We start from the raw sequence: 22,606 nt of genomic DNA, 5'->3' as shown, positions 1-22,606 counted from the left end.
CCCGTCGAGTAGCGACGGGGCTCCGACACTATCCGGCTCGCGTCACGGTCCCAACAACCCCCGGACGTCAGCCGCGTCCAACGACGCGGCGAACGCCTCGCCGTCATCGATGACCGCGTCGAAGAGGGCCGCCTTGCGGCGCTGGAGCGCGAGGACCTTCTCTTCGATCGTGCCCGAGGCGATGAGCCGGTAGACGAAGACGCTCTTGTTCTGCCCGATGCGGTGCGCACGGTCGATCGCCTGGGCCTCGGCCGCGGGATTCCACCAGGGGTCGAGGACGAAGACGTAGTCCGCCTCGGTCAGCGTCAGTCCGAATCCCCCGGCCTTGAGGCTGATGAGGAAGACGGGCGCCTCCCCCGCGCGGAAGCCCGCGACCACGTCTCCGCGCCGAGCGGTGCCGCCGTCGAGATGGGCGTATGCGAGGCCGGCGGCATCCAGTCTCTCCGCCGCCATGTCGAGGAAAGAGGTGAACTGGCTGAACACCAGTGCACGGTGCCCCTCGGCCGCGACCTCCACGAGGCGCTCCAGCAGCACGTCGAGCTTGGCGGAGCCCAGGTGCGCGTCGCGATCGTCCACGAGCCCCGGTGCCAGCGCCAGCATGCGCAGCAGCGTGAGCGAGCGGAACACGATGAACCGCTGTCGGTCGAGATCGTCGAGCAGTCCGAGGACTTTCTGCCGCTCCCTCTGCAGCACACGGTCGTAGACCGCCCGATGCGCGGGGTCGAGCGGCACCGCGATCTCCTGCTCCTGTTTCGGGGGCAGATCGGAGGCCACCACGTCTTTCGTGCGCCGGAGGAGGAAAGGGCGGACCCGACGGCGCAGACGTTCGAGGGTCTTCTCTCGGTGCGCGCCCGCGGCCGCGGCCGACAGATCGGTGGGGGCGTCCGACGGCAGCTGCTCGATCGCGCGGGTGTAGTCCTCCCGGAACTGCCGGATCGAGGGGAACAGCCCGGGCGCCGTCAGCGCGAGCAGCGCCCACAGGTCGTCGAGACCGTTCTCGATGGGTGTTCCGGTGGCCGCGAACACGGCGTCGGTGCGGAGCGCCGCGATCGCGCGGTGGATGCGCGTGGCCGGGTTCTTCACGAACTGGGCCTCGTCGAGCACCACGCCCGACCAGTGCGGTGCGGCGAACTCCTCGGCATCCGTTCGGACGACGCCGTAGGACGCGACGACGACGTCGACGTCCGCCGCGATCTCGGCGATGGCCCGGTCGCGGCGCACCGCGGTCGCCTCGATGACGGCGACCCGCAGGCCCGGGGCGAATCGTGCGGCCTCATCGCGCCAGGTCGGCAGCACCGAGGTCGGGGCGACGACGAGCCACGGTCGTGCGTCGCCGCGCGCGCGGCTGTGCGCGATGAGCGCGAGCAGCTGCAGGGTCTTTCCGAGGCCCATGTCGTCGCCGAGGATGCCGCCGAGTCGGTGCGCGTGCAGCAGCGCGAGCCACGACAGGCCCTCGCGCTGGTAGGGACGCAGTTCGGCGCGGAACCCGGTCGGGGTCGGGACCTCGGGCACCTCGCTCACGTCGCGCAGCGCCCGCGCGAGCTCTCGCCACTCGACCGCCGCCTCGGACTGATCGGCGAGGTCCTCGAACTCCGCCCACAGTGCGAGGTGCGTGCGGGGCAGGCGCGGTCCCGTCTCCCACTCGTCGAGCGTCGCGGCCTCCTCGAGCAGCTCGCGCATACGCTGCAAAGCCGGGTGCGCGAGCGAGAACCAGGCACCGTCCGACAGCTTGATGCGCGTCCGGCCCCGCGAAAGGGCGCTGAAGAGCACGCCGAACGGGATCAGGCGGCCCTCGATCGTCACGACGATGCCGAGATCGAGCCAGTCCCGGTCGAGCGACTCGACGGCCGTGATGCGCAGGGACGGATCGCCGCGCAGCTCGCGGAACGTGGGTTGCGTGCCGCGCGTGCGCACCCGCACCTCGTCGAGCACGTCGACGGCGGGAAGAACCCGCGCGCCGAAGACCGCGGCATCCGCATCCCGCAGGGTCGCCCTCGCGAGGGCGGGCAGATCGGATGCCGCCATCCACGCCGTTTCGAACCGTTCGCCGATCTGCGCCTCGGCGCGCGGATCGCGCTCGGCGTGGTCGCCCCGATCGTCGTACGCGGCCCGGAACCCGCCCGGGTAGACCCAGTCGAGCCGGTACTCGACGGCGTCGTCGTCGAGATAAGAGACGTCGACCGTCAGCGTCGGTCGCGCCGGCGGCGGCGGGGGGACGCCCGCGCCGACGGACAGCGGGGCGCGTCGCGCCAGTCGCGGGTACACCTCCGCCACGAACTCCGTCGCCTCGGTCGCGGGCACCTCGACGGCGGCTCCGCCGAGCAGGGCGGGCAGCGGCACCGGAAGGTCGACGGCCGCGAGCACGATCGGCACCGGGTCGCGATCGATCTCGAAGGCGAAGAGCCCCGCGGTGCCGATGGCGCGCGCGTGGGTCGCGTCGACGGGACGCGTGTCGATCTCGAGGTCGGCCGACAACCGCAGTGCTCCCCCGCCGACCGCGTCGAGCGCGACCCGGGCGGTCGCCGTGCGCGCGAGGCGCACGCTCTGCTGCGGATGCATCGGGACGATCCGGATGCCGAGCCCCTCGGCCGCGAGAAGGTGCGGCCAGAGCAACGGCGAGTCGACGGTGTCGAGGGCGACCGTGTCGCCGGACGGGGCGAACGGTCCCGTCGTCCGCAGAGCCTGCGCGAGGGCGTGCAGCTCGGCGAACCAGCGCACCTGCATGGGGTCGAAACGGCCGGAGGATCGGCGAACGGTGTCCCAGGTGGCATCCGCCTTGATCCACGCCTCGCGTGCGCCTCGGACGAGCGGACGGGCGACGAGCTGCAGGTCGTCCTGGCGCTGGGCGAGCATGCGCGGCGTCACCGGCACGACGGCACGGGCCTCCCACCGGGACGGGTCGTACGCCTCGCGCTGGCGCAGCTCGATGCCGAGGGCGAGCGGCTCGAACGCGGCCGTCTCGCTCCCGGGAAGCAGCTCGCGCCAGGAGGTCACGGGAGCATCCTGCCGCGAACCTCCGACAGGGGGCGGCGGACCGGCCGCGCGAGACCGTTCCGTTCGCGCCGAGAAACGCCCTCGAGCTCGAGGAACGCGGCGACATCGCGTTTTTCGGTGGCGATAGCGTTCATCGATGCCGCGGCGGCTTCTCCGCACCGCGCGCCGCCGGACGCCCCGCCGCCCTGCATGGCGCCGGAGGCCGCAGCGACCCCGCCGCCCTGCATGGCGCCGGACGCCGCAGCGACCCCGCCGCACCGCGCACCGCGATCCTTTGCGCGCAGACGCCGTGACATCCGGTCCCACAGCACGCCCCGGCACTCCACCCGGAAACGCCACGACGCGGTCACCGGCGGGCAGCCGGGACCGCGTCGCATCGCGTCAGCCGCGCTCAGGACGAACGGGCGATGCGCGCGAGAACGCCGTGCACGAACGAACCGGAGTCGTCGGTGGAGAACTCCTTCGCCAGCTCGACGGCCTCGTCGATCGCGACGGCGGTGGGCACCTCGTCGTTGTAGAGGATCTCCCACGTGCCGATCCGCAGCAGCGCCCGGTCGACGGCCGGCATGCGCTGCAGCGACCAGTCCTTGGCGAACGTGGTGATCTGCTCGTCGATCGCATCGCGGTTGTCGATCACGCCGTCGACGATGTCGCGGGCGTACAGCCACGAGGCCTGACGGTCGGGCTCAGAGGCCGCGCGCTTGGCCTCGGTGGCCAGCATCACGGGCAGCTCCTCGCCGCGCACGTCGGCCTGGAACAGGATGTCGAGGGCGCGCTTGCGCGCCTTGGTACGAGCACTCATTCTGTCGGGATCGAGACGTCAGCTGATGCGGCCGAGGTACTCGCCCGTGCGAGTGTCGACCTTGATCTTGGTGCCGGTCTCGAGGAAAAGCGGAACCTGCATCTCGTAACCGGTCTCGACGGTGGCGGGCTTGGTGCCGGCCGACGAGCGGTCGCCCTGCAGACCGGGCTCGGTGTACGTCACCTCGAGGATGACCGACGGCGGCAGCTCGATGTAGAGCGGGTTGCCGTTGTTCAGCGCGATCTGCACCTGCTGGTTCTCGAGCAGGAAGTTCGCCGCGTCGCCGACGGTCGCGGCTCCCACGGTGATCTGGTCGTAGTCGGCGACGTCCATGAAGACGAAGCCTTCGCCGTCGTTGTAGAGGTAGGTGAAGTCGCGACGGTCGACGTTCTCGAGGTCGATCTTGGCGCCGGCGTTGAACGTGCGGTCGACGACCTTGCCGCTCATGACGTTCTTGAGCTTGGTGCGCACGAAGGCGCCGCCCTTGCCGGGCTTGACGTGCTGGAACTCCACGACGCTCCAGAGCTGACCGTCGATGTTCAGGACGACGCCGTTCTTGATGTCTGCGGTGGATGCCATGAGTGCCGATATTCCGTTTCGTGAGTCGAAGTGGGCGAGAGCCCGACGTCAGAGTCTACGTGATGAGCGGGCTCAGCCGTCGGCGCGGCCCGAGATGACCTCCACGAGCAGGTCGACGGCTCGCGCGTATCCGGGCACGCCCTCGCCGATCACGTGCACCGCGGCGACGTCCTCGATGTACGAGAAGTGCCGGAACGCCTCGCGCTCCTTGATGTTCGAGATGTGCACCTCGGCGACGGGGAGATCGACGGATGCCAGGGCGTCGCGCAGCGCGACGGAGGTGTGTGTGTACCCCCCGGCATTGATGACGATGCCCGCGCAGTCGAGCCGGGCGGCGTGGATCGCGTCGATGAGGACGCCCTCGTGGTTGCTCTGGATCGCGCGGACCTCGAGGCCGTGCCGGCCGGCGGCCTCGGCCGTCACGCGTTCGACGTCGGCGAGGGTGTCGCGGCCGTAGATCTCGGGCTGACGGGTGCCGAGGAGGTTCAGGTTGGGGCCGTTGACGAGGAGCAGTCGGCGGGGCGTGGTCATGTCCCGCACGCTATCAGCGGCCTCCCGTTGCGCTCGTCCGACGGGAGCGTCGGCCGGCCGGCCCGGGTCGTGTCACAGTGTGCGAAGCGACCGGCTCATCGCGAGCTCGTCGCCGATGGGGCTCGTGAAGGTCTCGCCCGTCGGCACGAAGCCGGCGCGGCGGTAGACGGCCTGGGCCCGGGCGTTGTCGACGTGCACGTCGAGCGAGAGCGTCTCGAATCCCTGATCGGCGCTCCAACGCGCCGCGGCGTCGAGCAGGGCGTCGATCGCGCCGGATCCGCGATGTGCGGGATCGACGTAGACCCCCACGACGTCGGCGCGTCCCGTGGTGAGTCGTCGCCCGGTGTGGTCGACGTCGCCCGCGCGCCGGACGAGCACCGTGCACGTGCCGATCCACGTGTCGGCGCTCTCGGCCACGAACATCGCGGCGGAGTCGCCGTCGGCGCCGCCCGCCGCTCGCTCGTCCCAGAACGCCTGGTCCCGCTCGAGCTCCTGGTCGTAGGTCGTGAGGAACGCGATGGATGCCGCCGGGTCGCCGACCGCGCGCAGCCGCAGCTCACGGACGCGTCCGCCCTCCCCCGCGCGCACGCGGCGCACGGAGGTGGTCACGCACCGACCTCCTGGTAGGCCGCGAACAGCAGCGACTCGTCGGGCGCCTGCAGCACGGTGGGCCGCGCCAGGTCGTCGAGCACGATGAAGCGCAGCATGCTCCCGCGGCTCTTCTTGTCGCGCTGCATCGTCGCCTTCAGCGTCTGGAACGCCCCGGCGCGGTAGGTCGTCGGCAGCCCCAGCGACTCGAGCACGGTGCGGTGCCGCTGCGCGACGTCGTCCGACAGGCGCCCGGCGAGGCGCGACAGCTCGGCGGCGAACACCATGCCCACCGAGATCGCCGCCCCGTGACGCCAGCGGTAGCGCTCGGCATGCTCGATGGCGTGGCCGAGGGTGTGCCCGTAGTTCAACACCTCGCGAAGGCCCGCCTCGCGCAGGTCTTCCCCGACAACGCGCGCCTTCATGTCGATCGCGAGCTCGACGCAGCGGCGGAACGCGTCGCCCTTCGGATCGACGATGCCCGTCGGGTCGGCCTCGATGAGATCGAGGATCTCGGGATGCCAGATGAAGCCCGCCTTGACCACTTCGGCGAAGCCGGCGGTCGCCTCGTTCTTCGAGAGGGTGTCGAGCAGGTCGAGGTCGCAGACCACGGCCACCGGCGGCCAGAACGCACCGACCAGGTTCTTGCCTTCGGCGGTGTTGATGCCGGTCTTCCCGCCCACGGCGGCGTCGACCATGCCCAGAACGGTGGTCGGGACCTGCACGAGGGCGACCCCGCGCAACCAGGTCGCCGCGACGAAGCCCGCGAGGTCGGTCACGGCTCCCCCGCCGAAACCGACCACGACGTCGGTGCGCGTGAAGTCGGCTTGGCCCATGACCTGCCAGCAGAACGCGGCGACCTCGACGCGCTTGCCCTGCTCGGCATCGGGGATCTCGGCCAGCAGTACCTGGCGATCGCCCACCAGCTGCGCGCGCAGAGCCTCGGCCTGCGCGGCAAGGGTGGGTGGGTGCACCACGAGCACCTTCCGGGCGGCGGCGGGCAGCTTCTCGCCCAGCGCGGCCAGCAGGCCCCGGCCGATCGTGATGTCGTAGCCGGGGTCGCCGGCGACGCTGATCGTGGTGGTGTCGCTCATGATGTCTCCTGGGCCGGGACGCTCTGCGCCCAGGCCACGATGTCGTCGACGACGCGGGACAGCGGCCCCGACGACGTGTCGATGGTGATGTCGGCCGTGGCCTCGTAGACGGGGCGCCGCTCGTCGTAGATGCGCCGCCAGCGTTCGACGGGGTCTTCGCCCCCGAGGAGGGGCCGATCGTCGCCGTGGATACGGGATGCCACCACGTGCGGCGCCACGGTGAGCAGGACGACGCGATGCGCGGTCAGGCGTTCCCGCGTCGCGGGGTCGAGCACCGCTCCCCCGCCGAGCGCGACGACGCCCCCGCGGCCCAGCGCCTCGACGACCGCGTCGCGTTCGAGCGCGCGGAAGTGTGCTTCGCCGTGGACGAGGAACAGGTCTCGGATCGGCCCGTGCTCGCGCACGACGAGCTTGTCGGTGTCGGTGAAGGGGGTGCCCAGGGCGCGGGCGACGCGGCGCCCCACGCTGGTTTTCCCGGCGCCCATCGGACCGATGAGCACGACGGCCGAACCGGTCCCGGTCACCGGCGTACGGTCGTCGGCTCCGGCGGGCGCCTGCTCAGGCGAGGTCATGCGCGAGAAGCGCGGCGTCCGACGCGTCGGTCGTGCGCAGGGTCTCGGGCAGGTTCGCGAGGTACGACTCGAGGTTGCGGCGGGTCTCGGCGACGTTGTCGCCCCCGAACTTCTCGAGCACGGCATCCGCGAGGGTCACCGCGACCATGGCTTCCGCGACGACGCCCGACGCGGGCACCGCGCAGACGTCTGAGCGCTGGTGGTGCGCGGCGGCGGTGTCGCCGGTGGCGACGTCGACCGTACGCAGGGCCTTGGGGATCGTCGCGATCGGCTTCATACCGGCGCGTACGCGCAGCACGGTGCCGGTCGACATGCCGCCCTCGGTGCCGCCGGCACGGTCGGACGATCGGGTGATGCCGTCTTCGGTGGCGAACAGCTCGTCGTGCGCCTGAGAACCGCGGCGCGTCGTGGTGAGGAAGCCGTCGCCGACCTCGACGCCCTTGATGGCCTGGATGCTCATGAGCGCCTGGGCGAGGCGGGCGTCCAGACGGCGGTCCCACTGCACGTGCGAGCCGAGCCCCGGGGGCAGGCCGTACGCGAGCACCTCGACGATGCCGCCGAGCGTGTCGCCCGCCTTCTTCGCGTCGTCGACCTCGGCGACCATCGCCGCACTGGTGTCGGCGTGGAAGCACCGTAACGGATCGGCGTCGAGCCGGTCGACGTCGTCGGGCGTGGGCAGTGCGGCGTCGTCGGGCACGCGCACGGGACCGATCGAGAGCGTGTGGCTGACCAGGCGGATGCCGAGCTCGCTGAGGAAGGAACGGGCCACGGCGCCCAGGGCGACGCGTGCTGCGGTCTCGCGGGCGGAAGCGCGCTCGAGGATGGGGCGGGCCTCGTCGAAGCCGTACTTCTGCATGCCGACGAGGTCGGCGTGGCCGGGGCGGGGGCGCGTGAGCGCGGCTCCGCGTCCGCGGGAGCGGTCGGACAGCTCGACGGGCTCGGGGCTCATGACCTCGGTCCACTTCGGCCACTCGGTGTTGCCGATGCGCAGGGCGATCGGGCTGCCGATCGTGAAGCCGTGCACGATGCCCGTCGACAGCGTCAGCTCGTCTTCTTCGAACTTCATGCGCGAGCCGCGACCGTACCCGAGTCGACGGCGCGCCAGTTCGGCGCGGATCTGGGCCGAGGAGACCGGGACACCGGCCGGCATCCCCTCCATGAGGGCGATCAGTTCGGGGCCGTGGGACTCGCCGGCGGTGAAGACGCGAAGCATTCGTCTAGTCTCCCACGAGCGCGATGCGCATTGCGGCCAGCACCTCGTCCTCGTGGACGAGTGGCTGCGCAGGGTCACCGGCGACGAAGACGCGCACCTGCAGCAGTGCCTGGTGCAGCAGCATCGTGAGCCCGTCGTGCGCGGCCACCCCGGCGCTCTCCCAGGCCCGCGCCAGAGGTGTGGGCCAGCCGCCGTAGACGACGTCGACGAGGGGTCCGGACGTGGATGCCAGCGCCCCCGCGAGGGCGCCGAGGTCGGTGCCGCCGGGCAGGGCGGCGATGGTCGTGTCGACCTGGACGGGATCGGGCGCGTCGAGAGGCGCGGTCCGCACCGCGACGCCCAGGAGCGCCCCCAGCTCGGCGAGGGCCGCTGCCGCTTCGGGGCGCCGAGCCCGTACCTCCACCTCGACCGCTCCGGCGCGGGCCGCCGAGACGAGGGCCGAGGTCGCCGTCGCCCCCGCGCCCAGCACGCGCACGCGCTCGGGTCGGCGTACGCCGACCTCGTCGAGGGCGCGGGCGAGTCCGCCCACGTCGGTGTTGAAGCCGTGGGCTCTCCCGTCGGTCAGCAGGTAGGTGTTGACGGCGCCGGTCAGTCGCGCGTCATCGTCGAGGGTGGTGGCCCGGGCGGCCGCGACGTGCTTCAACGGCATCGTCAACGACAGGCCGCGCCAGGTGGCATCCAACCCGTCGACCTCCGTGTCGAAGGTCGCCTCGTCGACGCATCGCCGTCCGTACTCCCAGTCGAGTCCGAGCACGCCGTACGCGGCGGCGTGCAGCCGGGGCGACCGCGAATGCGCGATCGGGTCGCCCCAGACGGCCAACCGGGTGGCGTCGGTCAGCATCCGCCGTCGGGGTTCTCGCGACACCACGCACGGAACTGGTCCACGGCCTTCAACTGGTCGGCGTAGGTCGTCGAGAACACCGTCTCGCCGGTGGCGAGGTTGACGGTGGTGAAGTAGTACCACGAGCCGTCCACCGGCTTCATCGCCGCGTCGATCGCGAGATCGCCGGGGTTGGCGATGGGCCCGATCGGCAGACCCGGGCGCACGTAGGTGTTCCACGGGTTGTCGCTGGTGAGCGCGTTCTCGGACGACGACGACGACCCGGCATCCAGTTCTCCCGCGCCGTACTGGGCGGTCGAGTCCATCTGCAGCAGGCCGTGGGTCTCGGTGTTGTCGGGCTGGAGGCGGTTCTCGATCACTCGCGAGACTTTGTAGAAGTCCTCGCTGCTGCGCGCCTCGCGTTCGATGATCGACGCGACGATGAGGATGCGCTCCCGGTCGGACTCCGGGACCCCCGCCGCGTCGAGCGACTGGATGGTGCGCTGCACCATGCGTTCGATGACCTGCTGGGCGGTGACGCCCTCGTCGAAGTCGTAGGTCGCCGGGAAGATCCACCCCTCGAGCGTCGAGGCGGGCACGCCGTACACCGACGGGTCGGCGGCGGCGGCGTCGAGATCGGCGCGCGGGATGCTCAGCTGCTCGGAGATGACGTCGAGCGACTGCGTCAGGGTGAGCCCCTCGCGCAGCTGCACGGAGTAGTCCAGACGGCTCGCGGGGTCTCGGAGAGCGGCGAGGACCGCCTCCGACGTCATCTGCTGCTGCAGCTTGTAGACGCCCGGCTGGAAGGTGAAGGCGACGGAGTTGTCGACCATGTACTTGTAGAGCGAATTCGAGGCCTTCGTGATGCCGGCCTCGAACAGCTTCGGTGAGACGGACTCCCCCGTGTCGCCCGAGACGATGGTGACGCGGGCCTCGCCCGTGGCCTGCCCCGCCTCGTAGTCGAGGGGCTCGCCGTTGCCCAAGAACGCCTGGATGCGATCGCCGTAGGTGTTCCAGACGACCATGCCGCCCGCGGCGATGCCGCCGAGCAGCACCAGGACCACGGCGAGGGCGATCCAGCCGCCGACGCGACGGCGCTTCTTGGGGGCGCGGGGCGCGGCGTGGCCGATCTCGTGGGTCGTGGTCTGGCCGGTGAAGAGGTCTTCGAGCGACCCGGAGGCCATGCCGGCGGCACCCGGAGCGGGGCGTCCGGCCGTCGCGGAACCGATCAGCGCCGGCTGCCCCTCGCGCGAGACGTCGTCGATCGTCGCCGGCGCGCTCGTCCGGCGGGGTCCGGGCGCGGATGCTCCGCCGTCACGTGCGACGTCCGAGGATGAGGCGGATGCCGTGGCTGCGGCCGCGTCGGTGGCTCGCGGCGCGGACGCGGGCTCGGTGGCGCGGGGCGCCGGGGTGGGTGCGGCGGTGCGCGGCGCGGGCTCGGCGGCACGCGGCGCGGGCATGCGCTCCGCGGCGCGGGTGGGCTCCGGCGCGGAGGTCTCCTCCGGCGCGCGTCGCGCCGCGTCGAACCGGGGCGCCGGGGCGGCGGCGCCGTCCGGGGCGGGGGCCGCGGCGACGGCGGGTGTCGTGTCGGTCGGGCCGGTCTGCGCGCGGCGCGCCTCACGAGCAGCGCGACGCGAGGGCGGAGCGGCGTCGGCCGAATCGTCGGCCGCGCGCGCGCCGCTGCGCGGGTCGGGCAGGCGACCGTACAGGTCGGCGAACGGATCGCTCTCGGGGGGCTGGTTCTCGGGCATGTCAGGCGGGCTCCTGTCCCGGTGATACGGCGGGTCCGGCCGGCTCGCCGGACTGTCGCTCCACGTCGAGCGCCTGCTGCAGCAGCACCACAGCGGCGACTTGATCCACAATGCTACGAGAGTCGCGCTGGGAACGACCTGCCTCCCGCAGCACGCCGTGCGCCGACACGGTGCTCAGTCGCTCGTCGACCAGCCGCACCGGTATGGGCAGAGCGGATGCGAGCTGCTCGGCGAATCTCCGTGCATCGGTGGTCGACGGGGTGTCCTCCCCGCGGAGGTTGAGCGGCAGACCCACCAGCACCTCGAACGCCTCGTACTCGGCCGCCAGTGCGGCGATCCGGCGCACCGGCTCGCGTTTGCGCGGCACCGTCTCGACGGGCACGGCCAGCACGCCGTCCGGGTCCGAGCGGGCGACGCCCACGCGGGCGCGCCCGACGTCGATCCCCAGACGGATGCCGCGTCGGAACTCCGTCACGCGGTCGTCGCCCGCACGTCGGCGACGATGCCGTCGAGCGCCTGCGGCAGGGCCGCGGCATCCGTTCCGCCTCCCTGCGCGACGTCGGGACGACCGCCGCCGCCGCCGCCGAGCACGGCGGCTGCGGCCTTCGCGAGGGCACCGGCGGCGAGACCGCGCTCGCGTGCCGCGTCGTTCGTGACGACGACGACCGTCGCGCGGCCGCCGGCGACCGAACCGAGGGCGACGACCGCGGGGTCGCTGCCGAGGCGGTCGCGCACCTGCAGGGCCAGGGAGCGCACGTCGTCGGCCGAGGCGCCCTCGCCGAGACTCTGCGCCACGACCTTGACGGTGCCGACGGCCACCGCCGACTCCACCAGCTGCGGCAGGCGGCCGGTGAGGGCCTGTGCCTCGAAGGCGGCGATCTTCTTCTCGGCGGCTTTGAGGCTCGCGGCGAGCTCGGCGATGCGATTGGTCAACTGCTCGCGCGGTGTCTTGAGCGACGTCGACAGCTGCGAGACGATCGCGCGCTCCGCGGCGAGGTCACGGAAGGCGTCGAGGCCGACGAGCGCCTCCACGCGTCGGTTCGAGGCGCCGACCGACTGCTCGCCCACGAGGTTCACGAGGCCGATCTCGGCGCTGCGCGCGACGTGCGTGCCGCCGCAGAGCTCGCGCGACCACGGGCCGCCGATGTCGACCATGCGCACGGTGTCGCCGTACTTCTCGCCGAACAGGGCCATGGCGCCCGCGGCCTTCGCCTCGTCGAGCGACATCACGCGCGTGGTGACCTCGAGGTTGTCGCGGACGGCGTTGTTGGCGATGTCCTCGATCTCGGTGCGGGTCTCGGGAGAGAGCGCCGAGCCCCAGCTGAAGTCGAAGCGCATGTAGCCGGCACGGTTGAGCGACCCGGTCTGCGTCGCGGTCTTGCCGAGAGTGTCGCGAATCGCCGCGTGCACGAGGTGCGTGGCGGTGTGCGCCTGCTGCGCCGCGTGGCGGTTGAGTCCGTCGACGACGGTGGTGGCGGGTGCGCCCACGGCGACCTCACCGGTGGTCACCTCGACCGTGTGGCTGACCAGACCCGGCACGGGACGTTGCACGTCGAGCACCTCGAGCTCGTAACCCGGGCCCACGATGACGCCCTTGTCGGCGACCTGGCCGCCGGATTCTGCGTAGAGGGCGGTCTCGGCCAGGATGACCTCGGCGATCTGACCCTCCGAGGCGCGGTCGGTCCCCTGCCCCTGGACCAGGATGCCGAGGACTTTCGACTCGGTCTGCAGCTCGGTGTATCCGGTGAACACGGTCTCGCCGAGCGCGCGGAACTCGCGGTACGCGCTCTGGTCGGCGATGGCACCCTTGCGGGCACGCGCATCGGCCTTGGCACGCGTGCGCTGCTCCAGCATGAGCTGGTCGAACGCGCCGCGGTCGACCGACAGCCCGGCCTCTTCGGCGATCTCGAGCGTGAGGTCGATCGGGAAGCCGTAGGTGTCGTGCAGCAGGAACGCCTCGGAGCCCGACAGCGTCGTGCCGCCGCCGGTCTTGGCCTCGGCGACCGACTGGTCGAGGATCGCGGAGCCGGCCGCGAGGGTGCGGAGGAACGTCTGCTCCTCGGCGATCGCGTAGGCCGAGAGACGGGCGTAGTCGGTCTCGACCTCGGGGTACGACTCCTTCATCGCGTCGCGCGAGGCCGCGAACAGCTCGGGGAAGGTCGCGCCCTCGACGCCGAGCAGGCGCATCGAGCGGATCGCGCGACGCATGATGCGCCGCAGGATGTAGCCGCGGCCCTCGTTCGAGGGGGTCACTCCGTCGGCGAGCAGCATGAGCGAGGACCGCACGTGGTCGGCGACAATGCGCAGGCGCACGTCGTCCTCATGCGACTCGGCTCCGTACGCCTTGCCGGCCAGCTTCGCCGCTAGGTCGAGCACGGGGCGCACCTGGTCGGTCTCGTACATGTTGTCGACGCCCTGCTTGATGAACGCGATGCGTTCGAGGCCCATGCCGGTGTCGATGTTCTTCGCGGGGAGCTCTCCGACGATGTCGAAGTCGTACTTCGAGCGCACGTTCGTGATCTCGTACTGCATGAACACGAGGTTCCAGATCTCCACGTACCGGTCGTCGTCGGTCGCGGGACCGCCGTCGATGCCGTAGTCCGGACCGCGGTCGAAGAAGATCTCCGAGCAGGGGCCCGCGGGGCCGGGAAGGCCCGTCGACCAGTAGTTCGTGTCCTTCCCGAGGCGCTGGATGCGCTCGTCGGGCAGGGTGCTGAGCTTCAGCCAGAGGTCGCGAGCCTCGTCGTCCTCCTCGTAGACGGTGACCCAGAGGTCCTTCGGGTCGAAGGCCAGGCCGCCCTCGGACTCGGGCGCGGTCAACAGCTCCCAGGCGAAGCGGATCGCGTCTTCCTTGAAGTAGTCGCCGAACGACCAGTTGCCGAGCATCTGAAAGAACGTGCCGTGCCGCGGTGTCTTGCCGACCTCTTCGATGTCGTTGGTGCGGATGCACTTCTGCACGTCCGCCGCACGCAGGTAGGGCGGCGGCACGACGCCGCTGAGATACGGGATGAAGGGCACCATGCCCGCCACGGTGAACAGCAGGGCCGGGTCGTCGGTGACGAGCGAGGCCGAGGGGACGATCGTGTGGTTCTTCTTCTCGAAGAAGTCGAGGAAGCGCTGGGCGATCTCGGCGGTTTTCATGGCGGGTCTTTCCGTGCGCGTGCGGTGGCCGACCCCGGGTCATCGGGGGCCGGATGCCGGGGAGGTCAGTCGGTCGAGGATGCCGCGGTCTTTGCGGAGGCGGCGGCGTCGCCGATCGCCTCGGAGGCCCGGTCGACCGCGGAGGCGGCGACGCCCTTGGCGTCGTCGATGATCTCCGACAGGCGGGTCTCCTGCTGGTGGTAGGCGTCGCTCATGTGGTCGGTGAACTCCCCGATCCGCGAATCGAGCTGGGCGAGCAACTCCTGACCGCGGGGGTCCTTGTTGACGAGATGCGCGGCGACGAATCCGCCGGCGATCCCCAGCGCGAACCAGAAGAGGCTTTTCACGATCACGACTTCTTCCTCGAGGCGACGCCGCGGTCGCGGCATCCTTCATCGTAGGCGACGGCCCCCGTGCCTCGTGCAAGAGACCTGTGGATGCCGACTCCCCGGAGTCCACCGCGTACCGGACGCGACCGCACACCCGCGTGGGCGCCGACCGGGGCAGCAGGACCGGCACCTCTGCGTGCGATTGCCGTAGGTGGTCGGTGGCTCGGTGAGGGGCGGCGTTCTGGGGCGAGCGAGCGCGTGGCGTCTTGGTTCGTTTGCCGCGGGTGGTCGGTGGCTCGGTGAGGGGCGGCGTTCTGGGGCGAGCGAGCGCGTGGCGTCTTGGTTCGTTTGCCGCGGGTGGTCGGCGGCTCGGTGAGGGGCGGCGTTCTGGGGCGAGCGAGCGCGTGGCGTCTTCGTTCGTTTGCCGCGGGTGGTCGGTGGCTCGGTGAGGGGCGGCGTTCTGGGGCGAGCGAGCGCGTGGCCTTTTCGTTCGTTTGCCGCCGATGGGCGGTGAGGCCGGGCACGATCCGCTGTCTCGGGCAGTCGAACGGCGGCGATCGATGTTCGCCGCACACTGCAGCGTCAGCTCCACAGGCCGCCAACGGCCCCAGAAGTGACAAGGGGCCGCGCGTGAGCGCGACCCGGACAGCAGAGAGCCGCGCGTGAGCGCGACCCGGACAGCAGAGAGCCGCGCGAGAGCGCGACCCGGACGGCAGAGAGTCGCGCGAGAGCGCGTCCCAGACGACAGACGGCCGCGCGAGAGCGCGACCCGGACGACGGAGGGCAGCGCGAGAGCGCGTCCTGAAACCGCGAAGGGCGCCGGGAGAACCCGACGCCCTTCTCTGCTCGCTGGGATCAGCGGGCGGCGTAGTACTCGACGACGAGCTGCACGTCACACGTGACGGGCACCTCGGCGCGCTTGGGGCGACGCACGAGCTTCGCCTGCAGCGTCGAGAGGTCGACCTCGAGGTAGCCCGGGACGGGGGGCAGCACTTCGGCGTGCCCGCCGGCGGCGGCGACCTGGAAGGGCTCGAGACCCTCGCTCTTGGGCTTTACGTGGATCTGCTGACCCGGCTTCACGCGGAACGACGGGCGGTCCACGAGCTGGCCGTCGACCATGATGTGGCGGTGCACGACGAGCTGACGGGCCTGCGCGGTGGTGCGGGCGAAGCCCGAACGCACGACGAGGGCGTCCAGACGCATCTCGAGCAGCTCGACCAGGTTCTCACCGGTCAGGCCGTCGGTGCGGCGGGCCTCGTTGAACGCGATGCGCAGCTGCTTCTCGCGGATGCCGTACTGCTCGCGCAGACGCTGCTTCTCGCGCAGACGGACGGCGTAGTCGCTGTCGGCCTTGCGCTTGGTGCGACCGTGCTCGCCGGGAGCGTAGGGACGCTTCTCGAGGTAGCGGGCGGCCTTGGGGGTGAGTGCGACGCCGAGGGCGCGCGACAGACGCACCTTGCGGCGGTCCTGAGACTTCGTGGTCACGAAGTTCTCCTTCCGATGACGTGGCCGCGCCTTTCACGGCTCACGGGCGTATCGCCCCCTTCCGCCCGATCCGACGCGCACGCCGGGGCGCGTCGGAAGGTGATCACAGAAAGGAGGGGATGCCCGAAAACCCTGTTTCGAGCCGGTTCATGCTATCAGAGCGCCCCGGGGAACCCCTGCACGCGTCACTTCCCCTCGAGGATGCGTCTGATCTTCTCCAACCGCGCCGATACGTCGCGTTCGGTGCCGTGGGTGGTCGGCTCGTAATACCGGCGCCCGCGGAGTTCGTCGGGAAGGTACTGCTGGGCGACGATGCCGATCTCGCTGTCGTGGGCGTACTTGTATCCCTTGCCGTGTCCGAGCCGCTTGGCGCCCGGGTAGTGGGCGTCGCGCAGGTGCATCGGCACGCGCCCGAACCCGCCGGCTCGCACATCGGCGATCGCGGCGTTGATGGCGTTGTACGCGGCGTTCGACTTGGCCGTGGTCGCGAGGTAGATCGTCGCCTCGGCGAGCGGGATGCGCCCTTCGGGCATACCGATGAAGGCGACGGCGTCTGCGGCGGCCACGGCGATCTGCAACGCCTGCGGGTCGGCCATGCCGATGTCCTCCGCGGCGGAGATGACCAGTCGGCGCGCGATGAACCGGGGGTCTTCGCCGGCCTCGATCATTCGCGCGAGGTAGTGGATCGCGGCATCCGGGTCGGAGCCGCGCACCGACTTGATGAAGGCGCTGATGACGTCGTAGTGCTCGTCGCCCTGGCGGTCGTAACGGAGCAGAGCCCGATCGACGGCCTGCGCGATGTGGTCGGCCGTGATGACGGGTGGCTCCGTCTCCGTCAGCTCGAACGGGGCCCCGTCGTCGTCCTCGTCGTCCTCGTCCCCTCCCGAGCGGATGATGTCGCTCGGGGATCCCCCGTCGTCGCCCGCGACCGACGCAGCGGCCTCGAGCGCGGTGAGCGCGCGGCGCGCGTCGCCGGATGCCAGTCGCACGAGTGCGGCTCGGGCGTCGTCGTCGAGCACGACGCGTCCGGCGAGACCGCGCGGGTCGGTGACCGCGCGATCGACGAGCGCGCCCAGGTCGTCGTCGCCGAGCGGGCGCAGGGTCAGCAGCAGCGACCGCGACAGCAGGGGCGAGATGACCGAGAACGACGGGTTCTCGGTGGTCGCCGCGATCAGCACCACCCACCCGTTCTCGACGCCGGGGAGGAGGGCGTCCTGCTGCGCCTTGGTGAAGCGGTGGATCTCGTCGAGGAACAGGATGGTGGACTGTCCGTACAGATCGCGCTGCGTCAGTGCCTCCTGCATGACCTCCCGCACGTCTTTTACCCCAGCGGTGATGGCCGAGAGCTCCACGAACCGTCGCCCCGACGAGCGCGCGATGGCCTGAGCCAGGGTCGTCTTGCCGGTGCCGGGCGGACCCCAGAGGATGACGGAGACCGCAGCCCCGGATGCCGAGGAATCGGTGGTGGCGAGGGTGACCAGCGGCGACCCGGGGCGCAGCAGATGCCCCTGACCCGCCACCTCGTCGAGGCTCACCGGGCGCATCCGGACCGCGAGCGGCGTCTGGCCCTGGAACAGCGCGGAGGAGGGTGTCACCCCTCCAGGCTAACCGCGGCCTCCGACACCGGTTCCGAGCGCGGCGGTCCCGCGGACGCCTGCTCGCGGGCTTTGTAGGATCGAGGAGCCCGGTGGCGGGCGGAGGAGGTCGATGTGGCGACGCGCGGGAAAGACCGGCAGACGCGGGAACAACGCGAGCGAGCCCGCGCCTATCAGGTCCGCGTCGCCCTTCACGAGCGTCAGCGCCGCCGTCGCACCCGCGACGACGTGCTCGGCGTCGTGATCGGTCTCGTCGTCATCGCCGGGGCGGTCGGTGCGCAGACGGCGTACTTCGTCGCCGGCCCGGGCGCGCCCGCACCGGCGCAGAGCCCGTCTGCACCCGCGATTGAGTCGCCCGCGTCGCCGACCACAGCTCCGACAACGGCTCCCTGACCCGCCGCCTCGTCGGCGGCGAGAAGGTCGACGCCTATCCCCCGCGGTCAACGCACCTGTGGCGGCGCGGCCGCTCGTACTAGGCTCGGAGGGTCCTTCTCCCCCAGGCGGTTCTGCCGCGATGAGGTGCTACCCGTGACTTCCGTTCCCTCCCCCGAGACCTCCGACCCGCGCGACGACGCGAGCACCCCCGAGGTCGATCCCGCCGCGACCGAGATCGCGGCCGACATCACGGATGCCGAGGCGCCCGCGCCTTCGGCCTCCTCCGCGACCGACGAGTCGGCGGATGCCGCGACCCCCGCCGACGAGTCGACGGACGCCGTCGACGCGGCCGAGGCTGCGCCCGAGCCGACTGATGACGCGGCGGGCTCCTCCTCCGATGAGCCCGGCACCGCCGAGGCGGAGACCGCCGACGCCGAACCGGCAGCCGATGCGCCCGAGGCTGCGGACACCCCCGCCGCGCCGCAGCCCGCCGCGCGCCCCGTACCGGGCGCACGCATCCCCGGTCCCCCGCCCGGCGCCACGGCGTCGAAGACGGCGAGCCAGCCCTGGGGTCGCGTCGACGACGAGGGCACGGTCTCGGTCCGAGAGGGCGACGGCTGGCGCGTCGTGGGTCAGTACCCCGACGGCACCCCCGCGGAGGCCCTCGCCTACTTCCAGCGCAAGTTCGCCGACCTGGCCGGCGAGGTGACGCTGCTCGAGACCCGTCATCGTCGCGGCGGAGCCTCGGCATCCGATCTCCGATCGACCGCGAAGACGCTGCGTGCGAAGCTCGACGGGGCCGCCGCGGTCGGCGACCTCGGCGCCCTCCTCGGCCGCGTCGACGCCCTCACGGCCGAGCTCGCCGAGGCGAGCGAGACCGAGGCCGTCGCCAACAAGCAGGCATCCGAGGAGGCGGTGCGCGAGCGCACCGCGATCGTCGAAGAGGCCGAGGCCCTGGCCGCCCGCGATCCGCAGTCGGTGCAGTGGAAGCAGATGACCGCCGACATGGCGGCCCTGTTCGACCGGTGGCAGGCCCATCAGCAGAACGGCCCGCGTCTGTCGAAGTCCACGGCGCAGCAGCTGTGGCGTCGTTTCCGCGACGCCCGTGCAACGGTCGACCGCCACCGGCGGGAGTTCTTCTCGTCGCTCGATGAGACGCACAAGGCCGCCCGCGAGGCGAAGACCCGCCTCGTCGAGCGCGCTGAGGCGCTCGCTCCCCGCGGGGAGGACGGCATCGGGGCGTACCGCGATCTGCTCGATGCCTGGAAGGCTTCGGGCCGCGCGGGCCGCAAGGTCGACGACGCCCTGTGGGCGCGGTTCAAGGCGGCCGGTGACGCGCTGTACGGTGCTCGCATCGAGCGCGAGACGGCTGACGCCGAAGCGTCCAAGGAGAAGATCGAGCAGAAGCGCGCCCTGCTCGAGCAGGCGGCGCCCATCGTCGACGAGAAGAACCTCGCGACGGCCCGTCAGAAGCTCACGGCGATCCAGCGGCAGTGGGACGAGATCGGTCGTATCTTCCCGCGCGACAAGGAACGTACCCTCGACGACGAGCTCCGCAAGATCGAGCAGTCCGTGCGCACGCGCGAAGACGCTGACTGGAAGCGCAACGATCCGGAGCAGAAGGCGCGTGCGAACGACATGACGCGTCAGCTCACCGACGCGATCGACAAGCTCGGGGCCGAGGTCGCCGAGGCCGAGGCACGCGGCGACAAGCGTGCCGCCGCGCAGGCCTCGGAGGCGCTCGAGGCGCGTCGTACCTGGCTGCGCGCCCTGGGCGGCTGACCAGCTCTCCACAGATCCGACGGTTCGCCGTCAGGGGCGACACCGCTCCGCCACACTGGCGGGATGGTGTCGCCCTTTCTCTTCTTCGCCGACGAAAGACTCTCGCTCGCCGAGCTCACGGCGGCGTGCCTCGACGGGGCGCTCGTTCCTCTGGGCGAGGGCTACATGCCCGCTGACGCGGCGGAGACGAAGTGGATGCGCGCGCGCAGTGTGGCGCCCCTGCTCGGCGATCGGTGGGCAGCCATCCGTCTGACCGCGGCATGGGTGCACGGTGGCATCGCCCAGGAGCCGGCGATCCATCACCTGCAACGCGTCCGCGCCGCCCGTGTCCGCGCGGGATGCGACCTTCGCGCCGTGTTCCACGACGTGCGCCTCCCGGCCGACGACATCATGTCGGTCGCCGGGGTTCCCGTCAGCACCCCCGCGCGGACGCTCGTCGATCTGGCCCGATCCGACGCCCGCGAGGAGATCGCCGCGGCGCGGGCATGGGCGTACCGCGACCCGCTGCTTCGAAGGGATGCCGAGGTCTGGTTCGAGCGGCATCCGCGGTTTCCGCATGTCCACCGCGCCACACGTCTGCTCCGTGCCGTCGCTGACGCGGGTGCCGTCCCTGCGGAAGGGGTCGGGGCGGATGCCGACGACTGACGCGAGGTCGTCGGGTGGCGGATCCCCGGCCTACGACGAAGTGACGCGGTACACGTCGTACACGGCGTCGATGCGCCGCACGGCATTGAGCACGCGGTCGAGGTGGACGGTGTCGCCCATCTCGAAGACGAACTTGCTCAGCGCGAGTCGATCGTTCGTCGTGGACACCGTCGCGGACAGGATGTTGACGTGATGCTCGCTGAGCACGCGCGTCACATCGCTCAGCAGGCCGGAGCGGTCGAGAGCCTCGACCTGGATCTGCACCAGGAACACGCTCTTCGTCGTGGGGGCCCACTCGACATCGATGAGACGGTCGGGCTCCTCCTTCAGCGACCGCACGTTGGTGCAGTCGCCCCGGTGCACCGAGACGCCGCTGCCCCGTGTCACGAAGCCGACGATCTCGTCGCCCGGAACCGGCGTGCAGCACTTGGCGAGCTTGACCAGGATGTCGGGCGCTCCACGGACGAGCACACCCGAATCGCCACCGCGCGGTGCGCGGCTGCGGCCCACCGGGATGTCGATCGGTCCGGTGTTGGTCTCCTCGGCGCTGACCAGTGCGGTGACCTTCTCGATCACCGACTGCGTGGAGACGTGCCCCTCGCCCACGGCCGCGTACAGCGCCGAGACGTCCTCGTAGTGGAAACCGCGGGCGACCTCGGTGAAGGAATCCTGGTTCATCAGGCGCTGGAGCGGCAGGTTCTGCCGCCGCATCGCGCGGGCGATGGAGTCCTTACCCTGCTCGATCGCCTCTTCGCGGCGTTCCTTCGTGAACCAGCCGCGGATCTTGTTGCGCGCGCGGGTGCTCTTGACGAATCCGAGCCAGTCCTGGCTGGGGCCGGCGTCGGGGTTCTTCGAGGTGAACACCTCGACGACGTCGCCGCTCTGCAGGGTCGACTCGAGCGGCACGAGGCGGCCGTTGACCTTGGCGCCCATCGTGCGGTGACCGATCTCGGTGTGCACGGCGTAGGCGAAGTCGACCGGAGTCGCCCCGGTCGGAAGGCCGACCACCCGGCCCTTCGGCGTGAAGACGTAGACCTCTTTCGCGCCGATCTCGAAGCGCAGCGAGTCGAGGAACTCCCCCGGGTCGGCGGTTTCGGCCTGCCAGTCGGAGATGTGCGCGATCCACGCCATGTCGGCGTCGACGGCCTTGGCATCCGCCTTGCCGCCCGCCATGCGCTCTTTGTACTTCCAGTGCGCGGCGACACCGAACTCGGCCTGCTGGTGCATCTCGTTCGTGCGGATCTGGATCTCGACGGTACGACCGCCGGGACCGATCACCGTCGTGTGCAGCGACTGATAGAGATTGAATTTGGGCGTGGCGATGTAGTCCTTGAACCGCCCGGGAAGGGGCGTCCATCGCGCGTGGATGGCGCCGAGCACGGCGTAGCAGTCGCGAACCGTGCCGACCAGGATGCGGATGCCGATGAGGTCGTAGATGTCGTCGAACTCGCGGCCGCGTACGACCATCTTCTGGTACACGGAGTACAACTGCTTCGGGCGGCCCATGACCCGACCGCGCACGCGGAGTTCGCGCAGATCGGCGTCGACCGCGTCGATCACGTTCTGCACGTACTGCTCGCGCTGCGGGGTGCGCTGCTTCACCAGGCTGTCGATCTCGGCGTACAGCTTGGGATGCATGACCGCGAACGAGAGGTCCTCGAGCTCGCTCTTGATGGCCTGGATGCCGAGACGGTGCGCCAGGGGCGCATAGATCTCCAGCGTCTCGGTGGCCTTCTTCGCGGCCTTGTGCGGGGGCACGAAGCCCCACGTGCGCGCGTTGTGAAGACGGTCGGCGAGTTTGATGAGCAGGACGCGGATGTCTTTCGACATCGCCACGATCATCTTGCGCACCGTCTCGGCCTGAGCGCTGTCGCCGTACTTGACCTTGTCGAGCTTGGTGACCCCGTCGACGAGCATGGCGACCTCGTCGCCGAAGTCGGCCGCGAGCTCATCGAGCGGGTAGCCCGTGTCCTCTACCGTGTCGTGCAGGAGGGCGGCGGCGATCGCCTTCGGTCCGAGCCCCAGCTCGGCGAGGATCTGCGCGACCGCGAGCGGGTGCGTGATGTAGGGCTCGCCGCTCTGGCGCTTCTGACCGTCGTGCGCCTTGTCGGCAACGGCGTATGCGCGCTCGATGATCGCGAGGTCGCCCTTGGGGTGATGCGTACGGACAGTTCGCAGCAGTTTGTCGACGTCGTCGCGGCGGGCGGCGCGCGAGAAGATGCGCGGAACCAGGCGTCGCAGCGATGACGGCGGCGGCGCAGAAGAGGCGGTCTCTGTCATCGTCACCCCTTCCTCACGGCCAGTCGATCA

At 71.1% G+C, this 22,606-nt stretch carries 19 protein-coding genes; 3 read left to right on the top strand and 16 right to left on the bottom strand.

The genetic code is table 11. From position 1 onward, the window contains the following. Positions 1-42: 42 nt before the first annotated feature. From RWH45_RS15470 to RWH45_RS15400, 15 genes are all read right to left on the bottom strand, one after another. Positions 43-2,994 carry a DEAD/DEAH box helicase gene (locus RWH45_RS15470; protein WP_315995755.1) on the bottom strand — a complete coding sequence of 984 codons (2,952 nt, stop codon included), beginning with the start codon at positions 2,992-2,994 and terminating at the stop codon, positions 43-45. Positions 2,995-3,385: 391 nt separating this feature from the next. Beyond that, positions 3,386-3,796 (bottom strand): transcription antitermination factor NusB, encoded by a 411-nt coding sequence (nusB, locus tag RWH45_RS15465; RefSeq protein ID WP_298872920.1) that lies wholly within the window; start codon positions 3,794-3,796, stop codon positions 3,386-3,388. 18 nt (positions 3,797-3,814) lie between these two features. Beyond that, on the bottom strand, positions 3,815-4,375 hold the full coding sequence (efp, locus tag RWH45_RS15460) for an elongation factor P (RefSeq protein WP_315995754.1): 561 nt from the start codon (positions 4,373-4,375) through the stop codon (positions 3,815-3,817). A gap of 72 nt (positions 4,376-4,447) precedes the next feature. Next, positions 4,448-4,906, bottom strand: a complete 459-nt coding sequence (locus RWH45_RS15455; protein ID WP_315995753.1) for a type II 3-dehydroquinate dehydratase — start codon at positions 4,904-4,906, stop codon at positions 4,448-4,450. A gap of 72 nt (positions 4,907-4,978) precedes the next feature. Then, positions 4,979-5,515 carry a GNAT family N-acetyltransferase gene (locus RWH45_RS15450; protein ID WP_315995752.1) on the bottom strand — a complete coding sequence of 179 codons (537 nt, stop codon included), beginning with the start codon at positions 5,513-5,515 and terminating at the stop codon, positions 4,979-4,981. Then, complete coding sequence (gene aroB, locus RWH45_RS15445) at positions 5,512-6,588, bottom strand: 3-dehydroquinate synthase (RefSeq protein ID WP_315995751.1); 1,077 nt, start codon at positions 6,586-6,588, stop codon at positions 5,512-5,514. The genes RWH45_RS15450 and aroB overlap by 4 nt, the downstream gene beginning before the upstream one ends. Further along, positions 6,585-7,160, bottom strand: a complete 576-nt coding sequence (locus RWH45_RS15440; RefSeq protein WP_391403813.1) for a shikimate kinase — start codon at positions 7,158-7,160, stop codon at positions 6,585-6,587. Before RWH45_RS15440 ends, aroB begins: the two co-directional genes overlap by 4 nt. Further along, positions 7,147-8,373 carry a chorismate synthase gene (gene aroC, locus RWH45_RS15435; RefSeq protein WP_315995750.1) on the bottom strand — a complete coding sequence of 409 codons (1,227 nt, stop codon included), beginning with the start codon at positions 8,371-8,373 and terminating at the stop codon, positions 7,147-7,149. The genes RWH45_RS15440 and aroC overlap by 14 nt, the downstream gene beginning before the upstream one ends. Positions 8,374-8,377: 4 nt before the next feature. Continuing rightward, positions 8,378-9,214: a shikimate dehydrogenase gene (locus tag RWH45_RS15430; RefSeq protein ID WP_315995749.1), complete on the bottom strand. Its 837-nt coding sequence runs from the start codon at positions 9,212-9,214 to the stop codon at positions 8,378-8,380. Further along, complete coding sequence (mltG, locus tag RWH45_RS15425) at positions 9,208-10,944, bottom strand: endolytic transglycosylase MltG (protein ID WP_315995748.1); 1,737 nt, start codon at positions 10,942-10,944, stop codon at positions 9,208-9,210. Before mltG ends, RWH45_RS15430 begins: the two co-directional genes overlap by 7 nt. A 1-nt stretch (position 10,945) precedes the next feature. Continuing rightward, positions 10,946-11,419, bottom strand: coding sequence for a Holliday junction resolvase RuvX (gene ruvX, locus RWH45_RS15420; RefSeq protein WP_315995747.1), 474 nt, complete (start codon positions 11,417-11,419; stop codon positions 10,946-10,948). Beyond that, entirely contained in the window at positions 11,416-14,085 is a 2,670-nt protein-coding gene (gene alaS, locus RWH45_RS15415; protein WP_315995746.1) for an alanine--tRNA ligase, read from the bottom strand. Before alaS ends, ruvX begins: the two co-directional genes overlap by 4 nt. Before the next feature lie 65 nt (positions 14,086-14,150). Further along, positions 14,151-14,438: an ATPase gene (locus tag RWH45_RS15410; RefSeq protein WP_315995745.1), complete on the bottom strand. Its 288-nt coding sequence runs from the start codon at positions 14,436-14,438 to the stop codon at positions 14,151-14,153. An 831-nt stretch (positions 14,439-15,269) separates the two neighbouring features. Next, a complete protein-coding gene (rpsD, locus tag RWH45_RS15405) occupies positions 15,270-15,899 on the bottom strand; it encodes a 30S ribosomal protein S4 (protein WP_076675537.1) in 630 nt (209 codons plus the stop codon). Positions 15,900-16,084: 185 nt separating this feature from the next. Beyond that, positions 16,085-17,494 carry a replication-associated recombination protein A gene (locus RWH45_RS15400; RefSeq protein ID WP_315995744.1) on the bottom strand — a complete coding sequence of 470 codons (1,410 nt, stop codon included), beginning with the start codon at positions 17,492-17,494 and terminating at the stop codon, positions 16,085-16,087. A gap of 114 nt (positions 17,495-17,608) precedes the next feature. Here RWH45_RS15400 and RWH45_RS15395 point away from each other — a divergent pair, with 114 nt between their 5' ends. From RWH45_RS15395 to RWH45_RS15385, 3 genes are all read left to right on the top strand, one after another. Continuing rightward, positions 17,609-17,887: a dioxygenase gene (locus tag RWH45_RS15395; protein WP_315995743.1), complete on the top strand. Its 279-nt coding sequence runs from the start codon at positions 17,609-17,611 to the stop codon at positions 17,885-17,887. Positions 17,888-18,385: 498 nt separating this feature from the next. Beyond that, a complete protein-coding gene (locus RWH45_RS15390; RefSeq protein ID WP_437127354.1) occupies positions 18,386-19,651 on the top strand; it encodes a DUF349 domain-containing protein in 1,266 nt (421 codons plus the stop codon). 63 nt (positions 19,652-19,714) lie between these two features. Further along, complete coding sequence (locus tag RWH45_RS15385; RefSeq protein WP_315995741.1) at positions 19,715-20,296, top strand: type IV toxin-antitoxin system AbiEi family antitoxin; 582 nt, start codon at positions 19,715-19,717, stop codon at positions 20,294-20,296. Positions 20,297-20,326: 30 nt separating this feature from the next. On the opposite strand, the gene RWH45_RS15380 is transcribed toward RWH45_RS15385, so the two are convergent. Then, entirely contained in the window at positions 20,327-22,576 is a 2,250-nt protein-coding gene (locus RWH45_RS15380) for a RelA/SpoT family protein (protein ID WP_315995740.1), read from the bottom strand. Between the last annotated feature and the right edge of the window lie 30 nt (positions 22,577-22,606).

The organism is Microbacterium galbum (assembly GCF_032464915.1).
GTDB lineage: Bacteria > Actinomycetota > Actinomycetes > Actinomycetales > Microbacteriaceae > Microbacterium > Microbacterium galbum.
This window is presented reverse-complemented; position numbering and strand designations above follow the sequence as displayed.